This is a genomic window from Micromonospora sp. HK10 (genome assembly GCF_000982955.1).
Lineage (GTDB): Bacteria > Actinomycetota > Actinomycetes > Mycobacteriales > Micromonosporaceae > Micromonospora.
The window spans coordinates 25,318-40,915 of sequence record NZ_KQ058816.1 but is presented as its reverse complement, the minus strand read 5'-3'; the positions used below and the strand labels follow the sequence as shown (position 1 = coordinate 40,915).

Here is a 15,598-nt window from a genome sequence, read left to right as displayed (position 1 = left end):
TCTACCGGGCCGCCGAGGGCGGCGGGGCGTCGGCGGCCGGGCCGGTCGCCGCGGCCGGGCCGGTCGGCCGGGCCGCCGGAGTTCCGCCCGGGGCCGCGGCCGCGGCCGCCGGAGGCGCCCCCGGTGGCCCGCCGAACGGCGGGGCCGCGCCGGCGCCGTCCCAGGTGGCGGCGTCCGGACGCGCGGAGGCCGGTACGCGTCGGATGACCACACCGGCGGCGGCGGCCGCCAGCAGCCGGGCCGCCTCGTCGTGGCGCAGCCGCCGACGCGGGTCGCGGCGCAGCAGGCCGGCCAGCACCGGCTCCAGCGGGCCGGCGTGCGGGGCCGGATCCGGCGGCTGGCTGGCCAGCGCGGCGAGCGTGGCCATCGCGGTGCTCCGGGCGTACGGCGAGCGCCCCTCCACGGCGGTGTGCAGGGTGGCGCCGAGCGACCAGAGGTCCGCCTCGACGCTGGACACCCCCTCGGCGGCCCGCTCCGGGGCCACGTACTGCGGCGAGCCGAGGACCAGGCCGGGCCGGGTCATCCGGCCGTCGCCGCCGTCGAAGACGGCCAACCCGAAGTCGCTGAGCAGCACCCGGCCGTCCCGGGCCAGCAGCACGTTGGCCGGTTTCACGTCCCGGTGCAGCACCCCGGCCCCGTGCGCGGCGCCCAGCGCCGCCAGCACCGCCTGCCCGATGCCGGCCGCCCGGCGCGGGTCGACCGGCCCTTCGGCGTCGACGAGTTCCTGCAACGACCGGGACGGGACGTACTCCATGACCAGCCAGGGATCGTCGTCGACCTGGACCACGTCGTAGACGTGCACGACGTTGGGATGGCTGAGCCGGGCCGCCGTCCGGGCCTCGCGCAGCGTACGGCGGCGCAGCTCGTCCCGCTCGTTCGCGGCGAGCCACTGCGGCGGCAGCACCTGCTTCACCGCCACCTCGCGGTGCAGCGTCTCGTCGCGGGCCCGCCAGACCCGCCCCATCCCGCCGCGGCCGACCAGTTCGAGCAGGCGGTACCGGCCGGCGATCACTACCTGCTGCACCGCTCTCCTCACCGCTGGTGGAGGTCCACAATAGCCAACGGATCGGACGGCACCTATCGCCCGTCAGGGCCTTCCCCGGTCAGCTCGCGGCACCGGTCAGCAGATTGCCGTCCGGGATGGCGATCGCCGAACGGTTCCCGGCCAGCAGGGTGGCGGCCCGGCGCGCCTGGAAACCGTCGTGGTCCCGGCGGGCGGTGGCGTAAACACCGGCGGTGCGGGCCGCGATGGTCGCCCAGCCGTACCGCTCGACCACCATGCTGCGGGCGCGGCGGGCCACCCGGCGGGCGAAGACCTCGTCGCCGAGGAGCTGGTCGACCGCGCCGGCCAGGGCGTCCGGGTCGCCGTGCGGGAAGGTCACCCCGGTCACGCCCGGCTCGACGATCTCGGCCAGCCCGCCGGTCGCCGCCACCGCGAGCGGCGCGCCGGCCGCGGCCGCCTCGAGGGCGATCATGCCGAACGGCTCGTACAGGCTGGGGATCACCGTGGCGTCGGTGGCGGCGAGGACCGCCGGGAGCTGCCCGGCGTCCAGAAAACCGGCGAACCGGACCGTCTCGCCGACCTGCAGCCGCCGCGCCTGGTCGACCAGCTCCTGCCGGTACGGGCCGTCGCCGGCGATCACCACCCGCAGCCCCGGATGGCGTCGCCGCAACGACGGCACGGCATGCACCAGGTGCTGCACGCCCTTCTCGTAGACCAGCCGGCCGGCGTACCCGACCAGGGGGCCGTTTCCGGCGAAGCGGGCCCGGGCCGAGGTGACCGCGCGGGGGCGGGCGTGCCAGGCCCGGCCGTCCACCCCGTTCGGCACCACGTCGACCCGCCCGGTCGGCACCTCGAACAGCCGTGCCACCTGGTCACGCATGTAGCCGGAGCAGGCGATGAGCCGGGCCGAGGCGTTGCTCAGCCAGTGCTCGACGCCGTGGATGGTGCGGTTCATCTCCCCGGGCAGCCAACCCTGGTGCCGGCCCGCCTCGGTGGCGTGGATGGTGCTCACCAGCGGCAGGTCCAGGTGCTCGGCCAGGGTGACCGCGGTGTGCGCGACCAGCCAGTCGTGGGCGTGGATCACGTCGAAGCCGCCGACGCCGGCGGCGCGCAGCGCGGCCCGGGTGAGGGTGTGGTTGAAGGCCATCGTCCAGGCCAGCAGGGAGTCCGTGGCGAGCGGGAAGCGGACCGGGTCCTCGGCGGCGCGGACGATCCGCACGCCGTCGGCGTACTCCTCCAGGGGTGCGCCGTCGGCGTGCCGGGTGACGACGGTGACCTCGTGGCCGGCGGCGGCCAGGGCGACGGAGAGGGCGTGCACGTGGCGGCCGAGGCCACCGACGAGCACGGGCGGGTACTCCCAGGACAGCATCAGCACCCGCTGGTGCCGGGCGGGCTGGAGGTCGAACACTGCGGCGTCAGCTGACATGCGGCCCCCTTTGAGTTGTGTCTCGCGCCCCCGCGCCGCACCGCGCCGGGTACGTCGGGGGGTCGCGGCCCATCCTGCCCAGAGGTCGATAACCAGCGGAGACACGCTGGTTGCCGGTGTGTAACGGGTTACCGGCGGGGGCGCCGGACGCGCAGCAGCTCGGCCACCGACCAGGCCTGGAACGGGCAGCCGGTGGCGGCGTGCGGGGCGATCCCGTCGGCGGTCTCGCTGACCGAGCCGAGCCCGTACTCGGTCAGGTGCCCGGTCAGCCCGACCAGCAGGTCGTCGACGGGCAGCCCGGCCCGGCGGTACGCGTCGACGAGCGGCCCGGTCAGCCACGGCCAGACGGTGCCCTGGTGGTAGCCTGCGTCCCGCTCGGCCGGGCCGCCCCGGTGCCGGCCGACGAAGCCGGGGGAGCCGGGCGCGAGGCTGCGCGGGCCGAGCGGGGTGAACAGCGCCTCGGTGACCTGGCGCAGCGCCGCCTCGTCCGGGTCGAGGGGGGCGTACGGCAGGGACCAGGCCAGCAGCTGGTTGGGGCGGAGCAGGTCGTCGTCGTGGTGCGGCGCCCCGCCGAGCGGGTACGCCGGGGCGGGCGCGTCCACCACGTCGTGCAGCCAGCCGGCCGGCCCCGGGAACCGCTCCCGGAACGACCCGGCCGCCCGGTCGTGCAGCGTGCGCAGCCCGCCGGCGTCCCCGCCGGTGCGCCCGGTCAGTTCGACGAGCCCGGCCAGCCCGTTGACCCAGAGCGCGTTGACCTCCACCGGCTTGCCGGTACGCGGGGTCACCGGCACCCCGTACACGCGGGCGTCCATCCAGGTCAGTGCCACGTCGGGCGGGCCGCCCTGGGTGAGCAGCCCGTCGGCCGGGTCCACGCCGATGCCGTACCGGGTGCCGGCCACGTGCGCCGCCACCACGGCGTGCAGCGCGGGCAGCAGCTCCGCGCCGAGGTCGGTGTCGCCGGTCAGGGTGACGTGCCGGCTCACCGCGTGCAGGAACCACAGCGTGGCGTCGACGGTGTTGTGCTCCACCCGCCCGGTGTCGGCGGTGTTCGCCAGCATCCCCTCCGACAGCGTCGCCGCGTACGCCCGCAGCAGCTCCCGCCCCTCGTCGGCCCGGTTGGTGGCCAGGAACAGCCCCTCGTAGGAGGTCATGGTGTCCCGGGACCAGGCGCCGAACCACGGGTAGCCGGCCACCACGTCCGGCCCGGTGGCGGTGCGGACCACGAACGCGTCGGCGGCGAGGGCCAGGGTCGCCTCGACCTCGTCGGCCGGCTTCGCGGCGGCCACCACCGCGCGGTGCCGCCGCCGGGCCGCCGCCACCAGCGCGGTCGCCGGTGGCGGCTCCTCGGCGAGGTCGTCGGCCCAGGCCAGCACCGACAGCTCGGCGCCCGGCTCGTCCAGCGAGGCGGAGAACCGGCCCGCGTACCAGAGGTCCTCGTCCGGGTGCAGCCCGCGCGCCGCCTCCTCCCGGTGGTGGACCCCGAGCCACCACTGCCCCGCAGGCGTCCAGTCCGGCCCGGCCAGCCGGAACGCCCCCTCGACCACCGCCCCGCCGGCGACCGGGTCCAGCCGCGGGGCCGGTCCGTCGGCGCGGCGTTCGCCGTGCGCGTCCCGCCAGGTGCAGGCGGCCGCCAGGTCGAGCCGGACCGGCCCGCCGGAGACCAGCCGGTGCACCACCGCCACGCAGGACCGGCCGTACGCCATGGCGATCTCCCGCTCGAGCACCACGTCGCCGACCCGCCACCGCCAGCGGGGCACCCCGTCGGCCAGGTCGAAGCGCTCCAGCAGCTCGAACCCGCGCGGGTCCACCACCCCGGAGGACCATTCGTGGGCGCCGAGGCGCACCTGCGCCCCGGACGGCAGGGTCACCGCCGGATCGAGGCTGACCAGTCCCACCCGGCGGGACGCCGGGGTCTGACCGGCCACCACCAGCAGCCCGTGGTAGCGGCGGGTGCGCAGCCCACCGACGGTGCCCATCGCGTAGCCGCCGCGCCCGTCGGTGACCAGCCACTCCCTGGACGCGCCGGCGGCCAGGTCGCCACAGACCCCCGGTCCGAACCGAATGTCGATCAACTTTCCTCCACCGGCCGCGAGGTGTAACGCGCCACGACGACAATGGCCGCTGTGGTGAAGTACCCCGGCGGCGTCGAAGATGTGCAGGTGATCACTGACCGTCCGACCTCCGCGACCCCCGACCCCGAGCGGCACCGGCTCGCCCAGGCCGACGCCGGCGAGCAGGACTGGCGCGCATGGGGTCCCTATCTGTCCGAGCGGGCGTGGGGGACGGTACGGGAGGACTACAGCGAGCACGGCACGGCGTGGGACTACTTTCCCCACGATCACGCGCGGTCCCGAGCCTACCGGTGGAACGAGGACGGGATGGCGGGCGTCTGCGACGACCGGCAGACGTTCTGCTTCGCGCTGGCGCTGTGGAACGGACGTGACCCGATCCTCAAGGAGCGGATGTTCGGCCTCGGCGGGGACGGCGGCAACCACGGGGAGGACGTCAAGGAGTACTGGTGGTACGAGGACTCCACCCCCACCCACTCGTGGATGCGCTGGCGCTACCACTACCCGCAGGCCGCCTTCCCGTACGACGAGCTGGTCGCGGTCAACGCGCTGCGCGGCCGGGACGACACCGAGTACGAGCTGGTCGACACGGGGATCTTCGACGACGACCGGTACTGGGCGGTGACCGTCGACTACGCCAAGGCGTCACCCACCGATCTCTGCGTCCTGATCACGGTGGCCAACCGAGGCGACACCGACGAGACCCTGCACGTGCTGCCCACGCTCTGGTTCCGCAACACCTGGGCCTGGGGACTGCCGGGCGGCGACCGGGTGCCCCGGATCGTGGGCACGCCGGCCGGCGCGTCCCCCGGCGCGGGCGCCCGGCTGCTCGGCGAGCACCGGGTGCTCGGCCAGTTGCTGCTGGAGGGGGAGGGCGAGCCCACCCCGCTGCTCTGCGACAACGACACGAACGCCGAGCGGCTCTGGGGGCTGCCCGGCCGGTCGCCGTACCCGAAGGACGGCATCAACGACCACGTGGTGACCGGGGCGGACACCGTCAACCCGGACCGGGAGGGGACCAAGGGCGCGCTGCACTACGTGCTGGACGTGCCGGCCGGCGGGCAGCGGCAGATCCGGCTGCGGCTGACCCGTACCGCCCCGCCCCCGGCGAGTGCCCCGCCGCCCCCGGCGGAGCTCGGTGACGACTTCGACGCCGTGCTCTGGGCCCGCCGCGCCGAGGCCAACCGCTTCTTCGCGGGCGTCGTCCCGGCCACCGCCACCGCCGACGAGGCCCTGGTCGCCCGGCAGGCGATCGCCGGGCTGCTGTGGGGCAAGCAGTTCTACCACTTCGACGTCAAACGGTGGCTGGAGGGCGACCCCGGCTCGTCCCCGCCGCCCGCCGGCCGCCGGCACGGGCGCAACAGCGCCTGGTGGCACATGAACAGCTTCGACGTGATCTCCATGCCGGATCCGTGGGAGTACCCCTGGTACGCGGCCTGGGACCTGGCCTTCCACTGCGTCACCATGGCCCGGGTCGACCCCGGCTTCGCCAAGGAACAGCTGCTGCTCCTGCTGCGCGAGTGGTACCTGCACCCCAACGGGCAGATCCCCGCGTACGAGTGGGCGTTCGGCGACGTGAACCCGCCGGTGCACGCCTGGGCGGCGCTGAAGGTCTTCGAGATCGACGGCGGCCGGGACCACGAGTTCCTCGCCCGGGTGATGCACAAGCTGCTGCTCAACTTCACCTGGTGGGTCAACCGCAAGGACACCGGCGGCAACAACGTCTTCGAGGGCGGCTTCCTCGGGCTGGACAACGTCGGCCCGTTCGACCGCTCGGCCGCGCTGCCGGTCGCCGGGACGCTGGAGCAGTCCGACGGCACCGGCTGGATGGCCATGTACGCGCTCAACCTGCTCGACATGGCCGTCGTGCTGGCCGAGCACGACCGGGCGTACGTGGACACCGCCACCAAGTTCTTCGAGCACTTCGCGTACATCGCGGCGGCCGCGTACGAGCAGGGGCTCTGGGACGACGAGGACGCGTTCTTCTACGACGTGCTGCGGCTGCCCGACGGCACGAAGGTGCCGCTGAAGGTCCGCTCGGTGGTCGGGCTGCTGCCGCTGGCCGCGGTCACCCGGCTCACCGCGCGGACCCTGCGCCGCCTGCCCGAGCTGGGCGCCCGGCTGCGCTGGTTCCTCACCAACCGCCCCGAGTACGCCGAGGTGATCGGCGCCCGCCGGCTCGGTCCGGACGGCCGCCAGCAGCGGCTGCTGTCCATGGTCGGCCCGGAGCAGGTGGTCCGGCTGCTCGCCCGGATGCTCGACACCGACGAGTTCCTCTCCGAGTACGGCCTGCGTACCCTCTCCCGGGCCCACCTGGACAAGCCGTTCACGGTCAGCCTGGGCGGGCAGGAGTTCAGCGTCGGCTACGAGCCGGCCGAGTCGACCAGCGGCCTGTTCGGCGGCAACTCGAACTGGCGCGGGCCGATCTGGATGCCGACCAATTTCCTGCTGATCAGCGCGCTGCGCGACTACGCGGCCTTCTTCGGCGACGACCTCCAGGTGGAGTACCCGACCCGCTCGGGGGTGAAGAAGACCCTGGACCAGATCGCGGACGACCTCTCCGCCCGGTTGATCTCGCTGTTCACCCGGGACGGCTGGGGCCGGCGGCCGATCTACGGTGCGGCCCAGCTGTTCCAGACCCACCCGGACTGGCGGGACCTGCTCTGCTTCCCGGAGTACTTCCACGGCGACAACGGCGCCGGGCTGGGCGCGTGGCACCAGACCGGCTGGACCGCCCTGGTGGCCGACCTGATCCTCACGCTGCGCCGCTGAGCCGCGCGGCACCCGCCCGGCCGCCGGGCCGGACCGTCGTAAATCCGGCTGCCGCGCTCGTCGGGTCGCTGTAGCGTGTCCCGGTCCAACGACACGGGGGAGGGGTCCGCGATGGTACGGGGCCGGGACGCGGCGGTACTGGTCTTCGACGCCGACGACACGCTCTGGGAGAACAACGTCGTCTTCGAGCGGGTCATCGACGACTTTCTCGCCTGGCTGGACCACCCGACGCTGGACCGCGCCGAGATCCGGGCCGTGCTGGACGACATCGAGCGGGCCAACGCGGTCGCGCACGGCTACGGCAGCAAGGTCTTCCTGCGCAGCCTCGGCGAGTGTCTGGAGAAGCTGCGGTCGCGTCCGGCCACCGCGGCCGAGCGCGCCGAGATCGACGAACTGGCGGCGGCGCTGACCGCCCATCAGGTGGAGTTGATGCCCGGGGTCGCGGAGACGCTGGACGACCTGGCCACCCGGCACGAGCTGCTGCTGCTCACCAAGGGCGAGCGGGAGGAGCAGCAGCGCAAGCTCGACGCCTGCGGCCTGCTGCACCACTTCGGGGCCGCGCACATCGTGCCCGAGAAGGACGTCGAGACGTACCGCTGGCTGGCCCGGGAACACGGCTTCGACCCGGCCGCCGCCTGGATGATCGGCAACTCGCCCCGCTCGGACATCCGGCCGGCGCGGGCGGCCGGGATGAACGCGGTCTTCATCCCGAACGAGAACACCTGGGTGCTGGAGCACGACGAGCTGGACCCGACCGACCACCGGGTGATCCGCCTGGGCGCCTTCCCTGACCTGGTCCAACACTTCTGATCTGGCGGTAACCTCCGAGCTGTGCCGCTCACCTTCCCGTCGCATCTGGCGCCGGTGCTGCCGCTGAAGCTGTGGCGCCCGCACTGGTTCGACGGGGTGGCGCTGGCCACCGGTGCGGTCGCCCCGGACGTGGGCTACCTGTTCACCGGCACCCGGCTCGACCCCGGGCTGCGCACCCACACCCTCGGCGGGCTGCTCTGGTGGTGCCTGCCGGTCGCGCTGGCGTACGCCTGGATCGTCCGCCGGGTGATCGCCGGCATCGCGGTGCACCTGCCCGGCGGGCGCCTCTTCGGCTGGGCCGATCACGCCGCGCTGGGTGCCGTCCGGCACCCGTGGCAGGTCACCACCTGCTCCGCGCTGATCGGCGCGGCCAGCCACGTCGCGTGGGACCGGCTCACCCACACCGAGCGGCTGCCCCGGCTGCTGGGCGTCGCGGACTTCCACGCGGCGACCGGCCTGTACTGGTGGCAGTTCGCGGACGTGATCAGCTCGCTGGGCGGCGGCCTCGTGGTGCTCACCCTGGCCGTCGGCGGCGCCCGCCGGGGTGAGATCGTGGACGGGGTACGACCGCCCGCGCCGCCGGCCCGTCCCGCGGTCTTCTGGGCGGTGGCGTTGCCGGTCACCGCGCTCGGTTGCCTGGTGCTGCCGGGCCTGCCGGCGGCCGGTGTCGCGGCGCCGGCAGGGGTGCGGCTGCTGCACCTGGCGGCGGTCGCGTTGATCGCCGGGGCGGCCGTCGCGGGTGGTCTGGTCGGGCCCCGGCCGGAGCCCCGGCCGACCACTCGCCTCGAGGACAAACAGCGCCAGGTCGGCTGACCCCGTTACGCCGACATGCCGGTTTTCGACCTTGGCATCAATCACATTCCGCGGAGCCCGGTAAACCTTGTCCGGCCTGCGACGCGCTGCCTAACCTGAGCCGGCGTTCACGGCTCTTCGGGGTGAGTCGGGAATGCGCCGAAGTCCGGTAGTTGGGCACCGTGGAGCTGAGTGCAGGCGGGCCGGCTCGCCGTGTTGAGCCCGGCGTGGCGGCGTGCCACGCCTGCCGGTGCTCGCGACGGCGGAGACCGCTACCACGCCGGACGGCTGGGGTCAGGACCGGGGAGTTGCGGACCCGGTCCTGACCCGTCCGGCAGAAATGTCACTCTCCACGGGGCTGCGGGATTTCGGGCGAAGTGCCAGGATCGTCCGGGTGAAGCGGAGATCCCTCATCATCGGCGCCGCCGCGGGCGTCGCGGCGCCGGTCATCGCCGGCGGCGCCACGCCCGCCGCGGCGGCCATCACCGATCCCGACGTCGGACCGACCAACCCCGCCCTGCCCCGCGGCGGCGTGGTCACCAAGAACCGCGCCTCGCTGCTGCGCACGCTGCCGAAGGAGACCACGCAGGTGGTCATCGTCGGCGCGACGAGCTGGACCACCACGTCCGCGACGCTCGAGACGTTCCGGAAGGCCGGCGCCCGCTGGGTGCCGGTGTCCGCGCCGCTGCCGGCCCGGATCGGCGCCAAGGGCTTCAGCGACAACCACGTCGAGGGCGTCGCGACCACACCCACCGGCGTCTACTCCTTCGGCCCGACCATGTATGGCATCGCCGCCAACCCGGGCGTCCGGTACCCCTACCACCCGATCGTCACCAACGACTGGTGGAACGAGAACCCGGCCTCGCCCGCGTACAACACGTTCCAGCACAGCACCACCAACCCCGGCGGCTACAGCGAGGCGCTCTGGCAGGAGCGGCCCGCGTACACCCACTTCGCGGTGATCACCTACAACATGGCGCCGAACGTGCCCAAGCCGGTCCCCGGCGCCGGCAGCGGGATCTTCCTGCACGAGTTCAGCACGACCCCGTCGGGCCCGACCGCGGGCTGCGTCAGCCTCTCCCACGAGCACCTGGTCGGCGTGCTCACCTGGCTGGACCCGGCCGCCCACCCGCGCATCGTGCTCAGCCCCTACGCGGTGCTCGACCGCTACTGACCCGCCGGCCGCCCGGACCGGCCGATGCGCGTGCCCGGCCGGTCGGGGTAGCCTCCGGTCCCACCCGACGCCCGACCTGGGGACCCGCGTACGACATGGACACCATCAGCACCAACCCGCCTCCCGCCGAGGACGGGCGGACCACCTGCTACCGGCACCCCCGGCGGGAGACGCTGCTGCGCTGCGCCCGCTGCGACCGGCACATCTGCCCGGACTGCATGCGCGAGGCCCCGGTGGGGCACCGCTGCCCGGACTGCGTACGCGACGACAACCGCACCGTCCGGCAGGCCCGGACCGTCTTCGGTGGCCGGCCGACCAGCCGCCCGGTGGTGACGTACACGCTCATCGCGCTCACCGTGCTGGCCTACCTGCTGGAGCTGGCCCACCCGGCGATCCTCGACCAGTTCGACAGCATCGGCACCGCGCTGGTCGACGACGCCGGCCAGCGGTACGTCGACGACGGCGCCGACTACCCGGGCTACCGGCTCATCGGGATCGCGCACGGCGAGTGGTACCGCCTGATCACCTCCGCCTTCCTGCACCTGCTGCCCACCCAGGGCGTCCTCGGCATCCTGCACATCGTGTTCAACCTGTACTGGCTCTGGCTGCTCGGTCGGGTGGTCGAGGAACGGCTCGGCGGGTCGCGGTTCCTGGCGGTCTACCTGCTCGCCGCGCTCGGCGGTTCGGTGCTCGGCTTCCTCGTCGACCCGCACCAGGGCGCCGTGGGCGCCTCCGGCGCGGTGTACGGGCTGGCCGGCTGCTACGTGGTGCTCGCCCGACGGCTGCACCACCACCCGATCGAGCCGAGCCGGGTGATCATCCCGTTCCTGATCTGGATGGTGCTCTCCGCCGGTTGGACGTCCTGGCAGGGGCACCTGGGTGGCCTGCTGGTCGGAGGCCTGGCGGGCCTCGGGATCGCGTACGCGCCGGCGAAGCGGCGGACGGCCGTGCAGGCGGCGGTGATCGTCGCCCTGGCGCTGCTGCTGCTCGCGCTGGTGCTGCTGCGGTCGATGAACCTCAACGGCTGAACAGCAGCCAGCGCCCGCCGCGCCGGCCCGCCATCGGTACGGGCCGCGCGGCCGGTCCCGTGCGGGTCAGGAGATCTCGCCCCGGACGATCGCCACGGCCACCCGGCAGAACTCGTCCATGTCCGGGTTGAACCCCGCGGCGATGTCCGGGTGCAGGCCGGCGCGGGTCTCGTCGAGCAGCCGACGGCACACGTCCTCGACCGGCTCGCCCGCGTAGTCGGCGCGGATCCGATCGGCGGCCGCCTGCAAAGCCGAGGTCAGCTGATCCTCCAGCGGGCCGCGCAGCTTCTGCTGCACCGGATCCAGCCCTCTCGGATCGAGCGTGACATGTGGCTCCGACATCGGCGCTCCCTTCATCGGCGTCCGCGATACCCCACCGCGGCCGTCGGTCAAACCGCCGTCGGTACGGCGGCCACCCGGACCTGGTACGAGAAGTCCTCGGCCGGCTCCTCGGCGTACGCCAGCCGGCGGATCTGCCGGTCGTCGCCGTAGAGGGCGACGTCGACCAGCACCCCGAGGTGGGCCAGGCCGATGTTCGCCACCCGCTTCTTGTCCTGGAGCACCGCGCAGACCCCGCCCAGCAGCGTGCTGGCGTCGGAGGTGCGGTGCCCGGGCGGACAGCGCAGGGTCACGTCCACCTCCACCGGACCGGCGAGCGGGGTCCAGCCGGAGTGCTGGGCCGCCGTGCAGGCGGCCTGGAGCAGGGCACGGACCCTCGTCGCCTGCCGGTGCCCGGCGGCGAAGAGGGACAGGGCCTCGGTCTTGACCGGGGGCAGGCCGCTCACCTCGAACGTCAGGGCGAGAGCGCGGGTGTCCTGCACGACGGCACCTCCTCGTTGGGCTGATCCTGCCCAACCGGTGGGACCGCAGAGGGACGTTCGCGCGAGAACCAACCGATCGGGCGGGCTGGGGGTCGGCCGGAGGCGTATCGACTTCGACGGCGACGCGCTGGCTGCGGAGCAGACCTGACGCTAACCCACCGAAGCGCACGCTGGGTAGCCTCACCGTCCACAGCCTGGGACGTGCGCCCGGCCGCCCGGCGGATCGCCACGGCCGGACGGCGGGCGACGCAGGCTGGCCGGACCGGCGGGCGGCGACCAGGCCGGCCGGACCGGGCGGGCGGCGACCGGGCCGCGCAGGCCGCGCGGGGTGATCCGTCCCACCAGGTGACCTGTGGTGTCCGTCCCGTGACCGTCACGTTTCATGACGTCGCAGGTAGGGCACTGTCCAGCGCACGAAACGCCCGGGGCGCGGGCGAAACGGTGCGTGGCCGGTGTCCCGACCGTCTCGCCGTGCGCCGGGGCACGGGTGACCTCCCCGGCTCTTCGCCAACGAGAGGGGGAGGGCGATGACGACAGACCCCGACAGGGCCGCGCAACGGCGGCGACCGGCACGGCGTGCCGCCGCGGCAGCCGCCGCGCTGGCGTTGACGGCGCCGCTGGCCGCCTGCGGTTCCGGCGGTGACGGCGGCCCGCCGACGATCAACCTGTACTACCCGCCGGAGCAGAACCTGCAGAAGGTGGTCGACGACTGCAACGCCCGCGCCGACGGGCGCTACCGGATCGTCTACCGGGTGCTGCCCCGGCAGGCCGACGAGCAGCGGGTGCAGATGGTGCGCCGGCTCGCCGCGCAGGACAGCGGCATGGACGTGCTCGGCCTCGACATCACCTGGACCCAGGAGTTCGCCAGCGCCGACTGGATCCGGGAGTGGACCGGCCAGGACAAGGCCGAGGTGGAGCAGGGCACCCTCGCCGGCCCGCTGGACACCGCCCGCTACGAGGGCAAGCTGTACGCCGCGCCGAAGAACACCAACGTCCAGCTCCTCTGGTACCGCACCGACCTGGTGCCGGAGCCGCCGAAGACGTGGGACGAGATGATCAGCGCGGCCCAGCAGCTCAAGCAGCAGGGCAAGCCGTACCAGGTGCTCACCATGGGCGCGCAGTACGAGGGTCTGGTCGTCCTCTACAACACGCTGGCGGAGAGCGCCGGCGGCAAGATCCTCAGCGACGACGGCAAGCGGGCCGTGATGGACGCCGGCACCGTACGCGCGCTCGACCAGCTCAAGAAGTTCGCCACGTCGGGCGTGACGTCGCCGTCGTTCAGCAACGCCACCGAGGACCCGGTCCGGCTGGAGTTCCAGTCCGGCGCGGGCGCCTTCCAGGTCAACTGGCCGTTCGTGTATCCGGCCATGCAGGAGGCGAACCCGGAGCTGGCGCAGAAGGTGAAGTGGGCCCGGGTGCCGGGCATCGAGGCGAACACCCCGAGCAAGGTCACCATCGGCGGGGTCAACCTGGCGGTCAGCACCTACTCGAAGCATCCGGGGGAGTCCTTCGAGGCCGCGAAGTGCATCCGCGACGCCGAGCACCAGAAGTTCTCCGCCGTCAAGGACGGCGTCCCGCCGACCATCGAGCGGGTTTACGACGACCCGGAGATGGACCAGGCGTACCCGATGAAGGACACCATCCTGGAGGAGCTCAAGGAGCCGGCGGTCCGGCCGTTGACCCCCGCGTACCAGAGCATCTCCACGGTGATGTCGGCGATCCTGTCGCCGCCGTCCGGCATCCGCCCCGAGCAGACCGCGGACGAGCTGCGCTCGGCGATCGCCGACGCCCTCGAGTCAAAGGGGGTCCTGCCGTGACCGTCCGTCACCGCTTCGCCGACGACCGTCCGGAGGTGACCGCATGAGCATCAACGCCACGCCCGCCGGTGCGGACGTCGCGGCCGAGGCCGAACGCCCCACCGGCCGGCACGCCGCGGTGCCCGGCCAGCGCGCCGGCCGCCGGCCCAGGCCCCCGCTGAGCGAGAACAAGCGGGCCGAGCGACGCCTCGGCTGGCTGCTCTGCGCGCCGGCCGCCCTGGTCATGGTGCTGGTCACCGCGTACCCGATCCTCTACTCGGTCTGGCTGTCCCTGCAGCGCTTCGACCTGCGCTTCCCGGACGAGCGCGAGTTCGTCGGGCTGGACAACTACGTGACCGTGCTGACCAACCAGTTCTGGTGGACCGCGTTCGGGGTGACCGCCCTGATCACCGTGGTCACCGTGGTGATCGAGCTGGTGCTCGGCATGGGCCTGGCCCTGATCATGCACCGGACCCTGGTCGGCCGGGGCATCGTCCGCACCGCGGCGCTGATCCCGTACGGCATCGTCACGGTCGTGGCGGCTTTCTCCTGGCGGTACGCCTGGACGCCCGGCACCGGCTACCTGGCCAACCTCCTCGACGGCAGCGCCCCGCTCACCGAGCGGGCCAGCTCACTGGCGATCATCATGCTGGCCGAGATCTGGAAGACCACCCCGTTCATGGCGCTGCTGCTGATGGCCGGGCTGGCGCTGGTGCCCGAGGACCTGCTCAAGGCGGCCTCCACCGACGGCGCGACCGGGTGGCAGCGGTTCACCAAGGTGATGTTGCCGGTGATGAAGCCGGCCATCCTGGTCGCCCTGCTCTTCCGCACCCTGGACGCGTTCCGGGTCTTCGACAACATCTTCGTGCTCACCTCGGGCGCCAACGAGACCTCGTCGGTATCGATGCTGGCCTACAACAACCTGATCCGGGGCTTGAACCTCGGCATCGGCTCCACGATGTCGGTGCTGATCTTCCTCACCGTGGCGATCATCGCGTTCGTCTTCGTGAAGCTGTTCGGCACCGCTGCCCCGGGCAGCGACGACGGGGAGAGGCGCTGACATGGCAGTGGAAACCACCACCCGGGCGAAGCTGCGCTGGGGCCTGCTGGACGTCATCGTGGTCGTCTTCGCGCTGGTTCCGGTGCTCTGGATCGCCTCGCTGTCCTTCAAGACCTCGGCCACGCTCACCGACGGCAAGTTCTGGCCGCGGGAGTGGACGCTGGACAACTACCGGACCATCTTCGACACCGACCAGTTCGTCCGGGCCCTGATCAACTCGATCGGCATCGCGCTAATCGCCACCGCCATCGCGGTGGTGCTCGGGACGATGGCCGCGTACGCGATCTCCCGGCTGGACTTCCCCGGCAAGAAGCTGCTGGTCGGCGTCTCGCTGCTGATCGCGATGTTCCCGCAGGTGTCGCTGGTGTCGCCGCTGTTCGAGATCGAGCGGCAGCTGGGCATCTTCGACACCTGGCCGGGGCTGATCCTGCCGTACATCACGTTCGCGCTGCCGCTGGCGATCTACACGCTGTCGGCGTTCTTCAAGCAGATCCCGTGGGACCTGGAGAAGGCGGCGAAGATGGACGGCGCCACCCAGGGCCAGGCGTTCCGGCGGGTGATCGCGCCGCTGGCCGCGCCCGGCGTGTTCACCACGGCCATCCTGGTCTTCATCTTCTGCTGGAACGACTTCCTGTTCGCGATCACGCTCACCTCGACCGAGCGGTCCCGCACGGTGCCGGTGGCGCTGCAGTTCTTCACCGGTGAGTCGCAGTTCGAGGACCCGACCGGGGCGATCTGCGCCGCCGCCGTGGTGATCACCGTGCCGATCATCCTGTTCGTGCTCTTCTTCCAGCGCCGCATCGTCTCGGGTCTGACCTCCGGCGCAGTAAAGGGATAGGTGGTAGCA

General features: G+C 73.1%; 13 protein-coding genes. 8 read left to right on the top strand and 5 right to left on the bottom strand.

Annotation, left to right across the window (positions count from 1 at the left end):
* Position 1: 1 nt before the first annotated feature.
* From LQ51_RS13945 to LQ51_RS13935, 3 genes are all read right to left on the bottom strand, one after another.
* The gene (locus LQ51_RS13945; protein WP_082159414.1) at positions 2 to 1,024 is read right to left on the bottom strand and encodes a serine/threonine-protein kinase; all 1,023 of its coding nucleotides are present in this window, start codon (positions 1,022 to 1,024) and stop codon (positions 2 to 4) included.
* 79 nt (positions 1,025 to 1,103) lie between these two features.
* Positions 1,104 to 2,429 (bottom strand): glycosyltransferase family 4 protein, encoded by a 1,326-nt coding sequence (locus LQ51_RS13940; protein WP_046565897.1) that lies wholly within the window; start codon positions 2,427 to 2,429, stop codon positions 1,104 to 1,106.
* A gap of 128 nt (positions 2,430 to 2,557) precedes the next feature.
* Positions 2,558 to 4,501 (bottom strand): amylo-alpha-1,6-glucosidase, encoded by a 1,944-nt coding sequence (locus tag LQ51_RS13935; RefSeq protein WP_046565896.1) that lies wholly within the window; start codon positions 4,499 to 4,501, stop codon positions 2,558 to 2,560.
* 42 nt (positions 4,502 to 4,543) lie between these two features.
* On the opposite strand from LQ51_RS13935, the gene LQ51_RS13930 reads away from it, so the two are divergent.
* From LQ51_RS13930 to LQ51_RS13910, 5 genes are all read left to right on the top strand, one after another.
* A complete protein-coding gene (locus tag LQ51_RS13930; protein ID WP_046565893.1) occupies positions 4,544 to 7,270 on the top strand; it encodes an MGH1-like glycoside hydrolase domain-containing protein in 2,727 nt (908 codons plus the stop codon).
* 111 nt (positions 7,271 to 7,381) lie between these two features.
* On the top strand, positions 7,382 to 8,080 hold the full coding sequence (locus LQ51_RS13925; RefSeq protein WP_046565892.1) for an HAD family hydrolase: 699 nt from the start codon (positions 7,382 to 7,384) through the stop codon (positions 8,078 to 8,080).
* Positions 8,081 to 8,101: 21 nt separating this feature from the next.
* Positions 8,102 to 8,893 carry a DUF4184 family protein gene (locus tag LQ51_RS13920; protein WP_046565890.1) on the top strand — a complete coding sequence of 264 codons (792 nt, stop codon included), beginning with the start codon at positions 8,102 to 8,104 and terminating at the stop codon, positions 8,891 to 8,893.
* Between the two features lie 373 nt (positions 8,894 to 9,266).
* Positions 9,267 to 10,046, top strand: a complete 780-nt coding sequence (locus LQ51_RS13915; RefSeq protein ID WP_052744871.1) for a L,D-transpeptidase family protein — start codon at positions 9,267 to 9,269, stop codon at positions 10,044 to 10,046.
* A gap of 95 nt (positions 10,047 to 10,141) precedes the next feature.
* The gene (locus LQ51_RS13910) at positions 10,142 to 11,074 is read left to right on the top strand and encodes a rhomboid family intramembrane serine protease (protein ID WP_046565888.1); all 933 of its coding nucleotides are present in this window, start codon (positions 10,142 to 10,144) and stop codon (positions 11,072 to 11,074) included.
* A gap of 66 nt (positions 11,075 to 11,140) precedes the next feature.
* On the opposite strand, the gene LQ51_RS13905 is transcribed toward LQ51_RS13910, so the two are convergent.
* Both LQ51_RS13905 and LQ51_RS13900 read right to left on the bottom strand, forming a co-directional pair.
* Positions 11,141 to 11,416 carry a hypothetical protein gene (locus LQ51_RS13905; protein ID WP_046565885.1) on the bottom strand — a complete coding sequence of 92 codons (276 nt, stop codon included), beginning with the start codon at positions 11,414 to 11,416 and terminating at the stop codon, positions 11,141 to 11,143.
* 47 nt (positions 11,417 to 11,463) lie between these two features.
* Positions 11,464 to 11,895, bottom strand: coding sequence for a RusA family crossover junction endodeoxyribonuclease (locus LQ51_RS13900; RefSeq protein WP_046565884.1), 432 nt, complete (start codon positions 11,893 to 11,895; stop codon positions 11,464 to 11,466).
* Between the two features lie 527 nt (positions 11,896 to 12,422).
* Between LQ51_RS13900 and LQ51_RS13895 the strand changes: the two genes are divergently transcribed.
* Genes LQ51_RS13895 through LQ51_RS13885 form a run of 3 tightly spaced genes read left to right on the top strand, consistent with a single transcriptional unit; the run spans position 12,423 to position 15,589 of the window.
* Complete coding sequence (locus LQ51_RS13895; RefSeq protein WP_046565882.1) at positions 12,423 to 13,712, top strand: ABC transporter substrate-binding protein; 1,290 nt, start codon at positions 12,423 to 12,425, stop codon at positions 13,710 to 13,712.
* 43 nt (positions 13,713 to 13,755) lie between these two features.
* A complete protein-coding gene (locus tag LQ51_RS13890) occupies positions 13,756 to 14,751 on the top strand; it encodes a carbohydrate ABC transporter permease (RefSeq protein WP_046565880.1) in 996 nt (331 codons plus the stop codon).
* A 1-nt stretch (position 14,752) separates the two neighbouring features.
* Positions 14,753 to 15,589: a carbohydrate ABC transporter permease gene (locus tag LQ51_RS13885; protein ID WP_046565878.1), complete on the top strand. Its 837-nt coding sequence runs from the start codon at positions 14,753 to 14,755 to the stop codon at positions 15,587 to 15,589.
* Positions 15,590 to 15,598 lie beyond the last annotated feature (9 nt).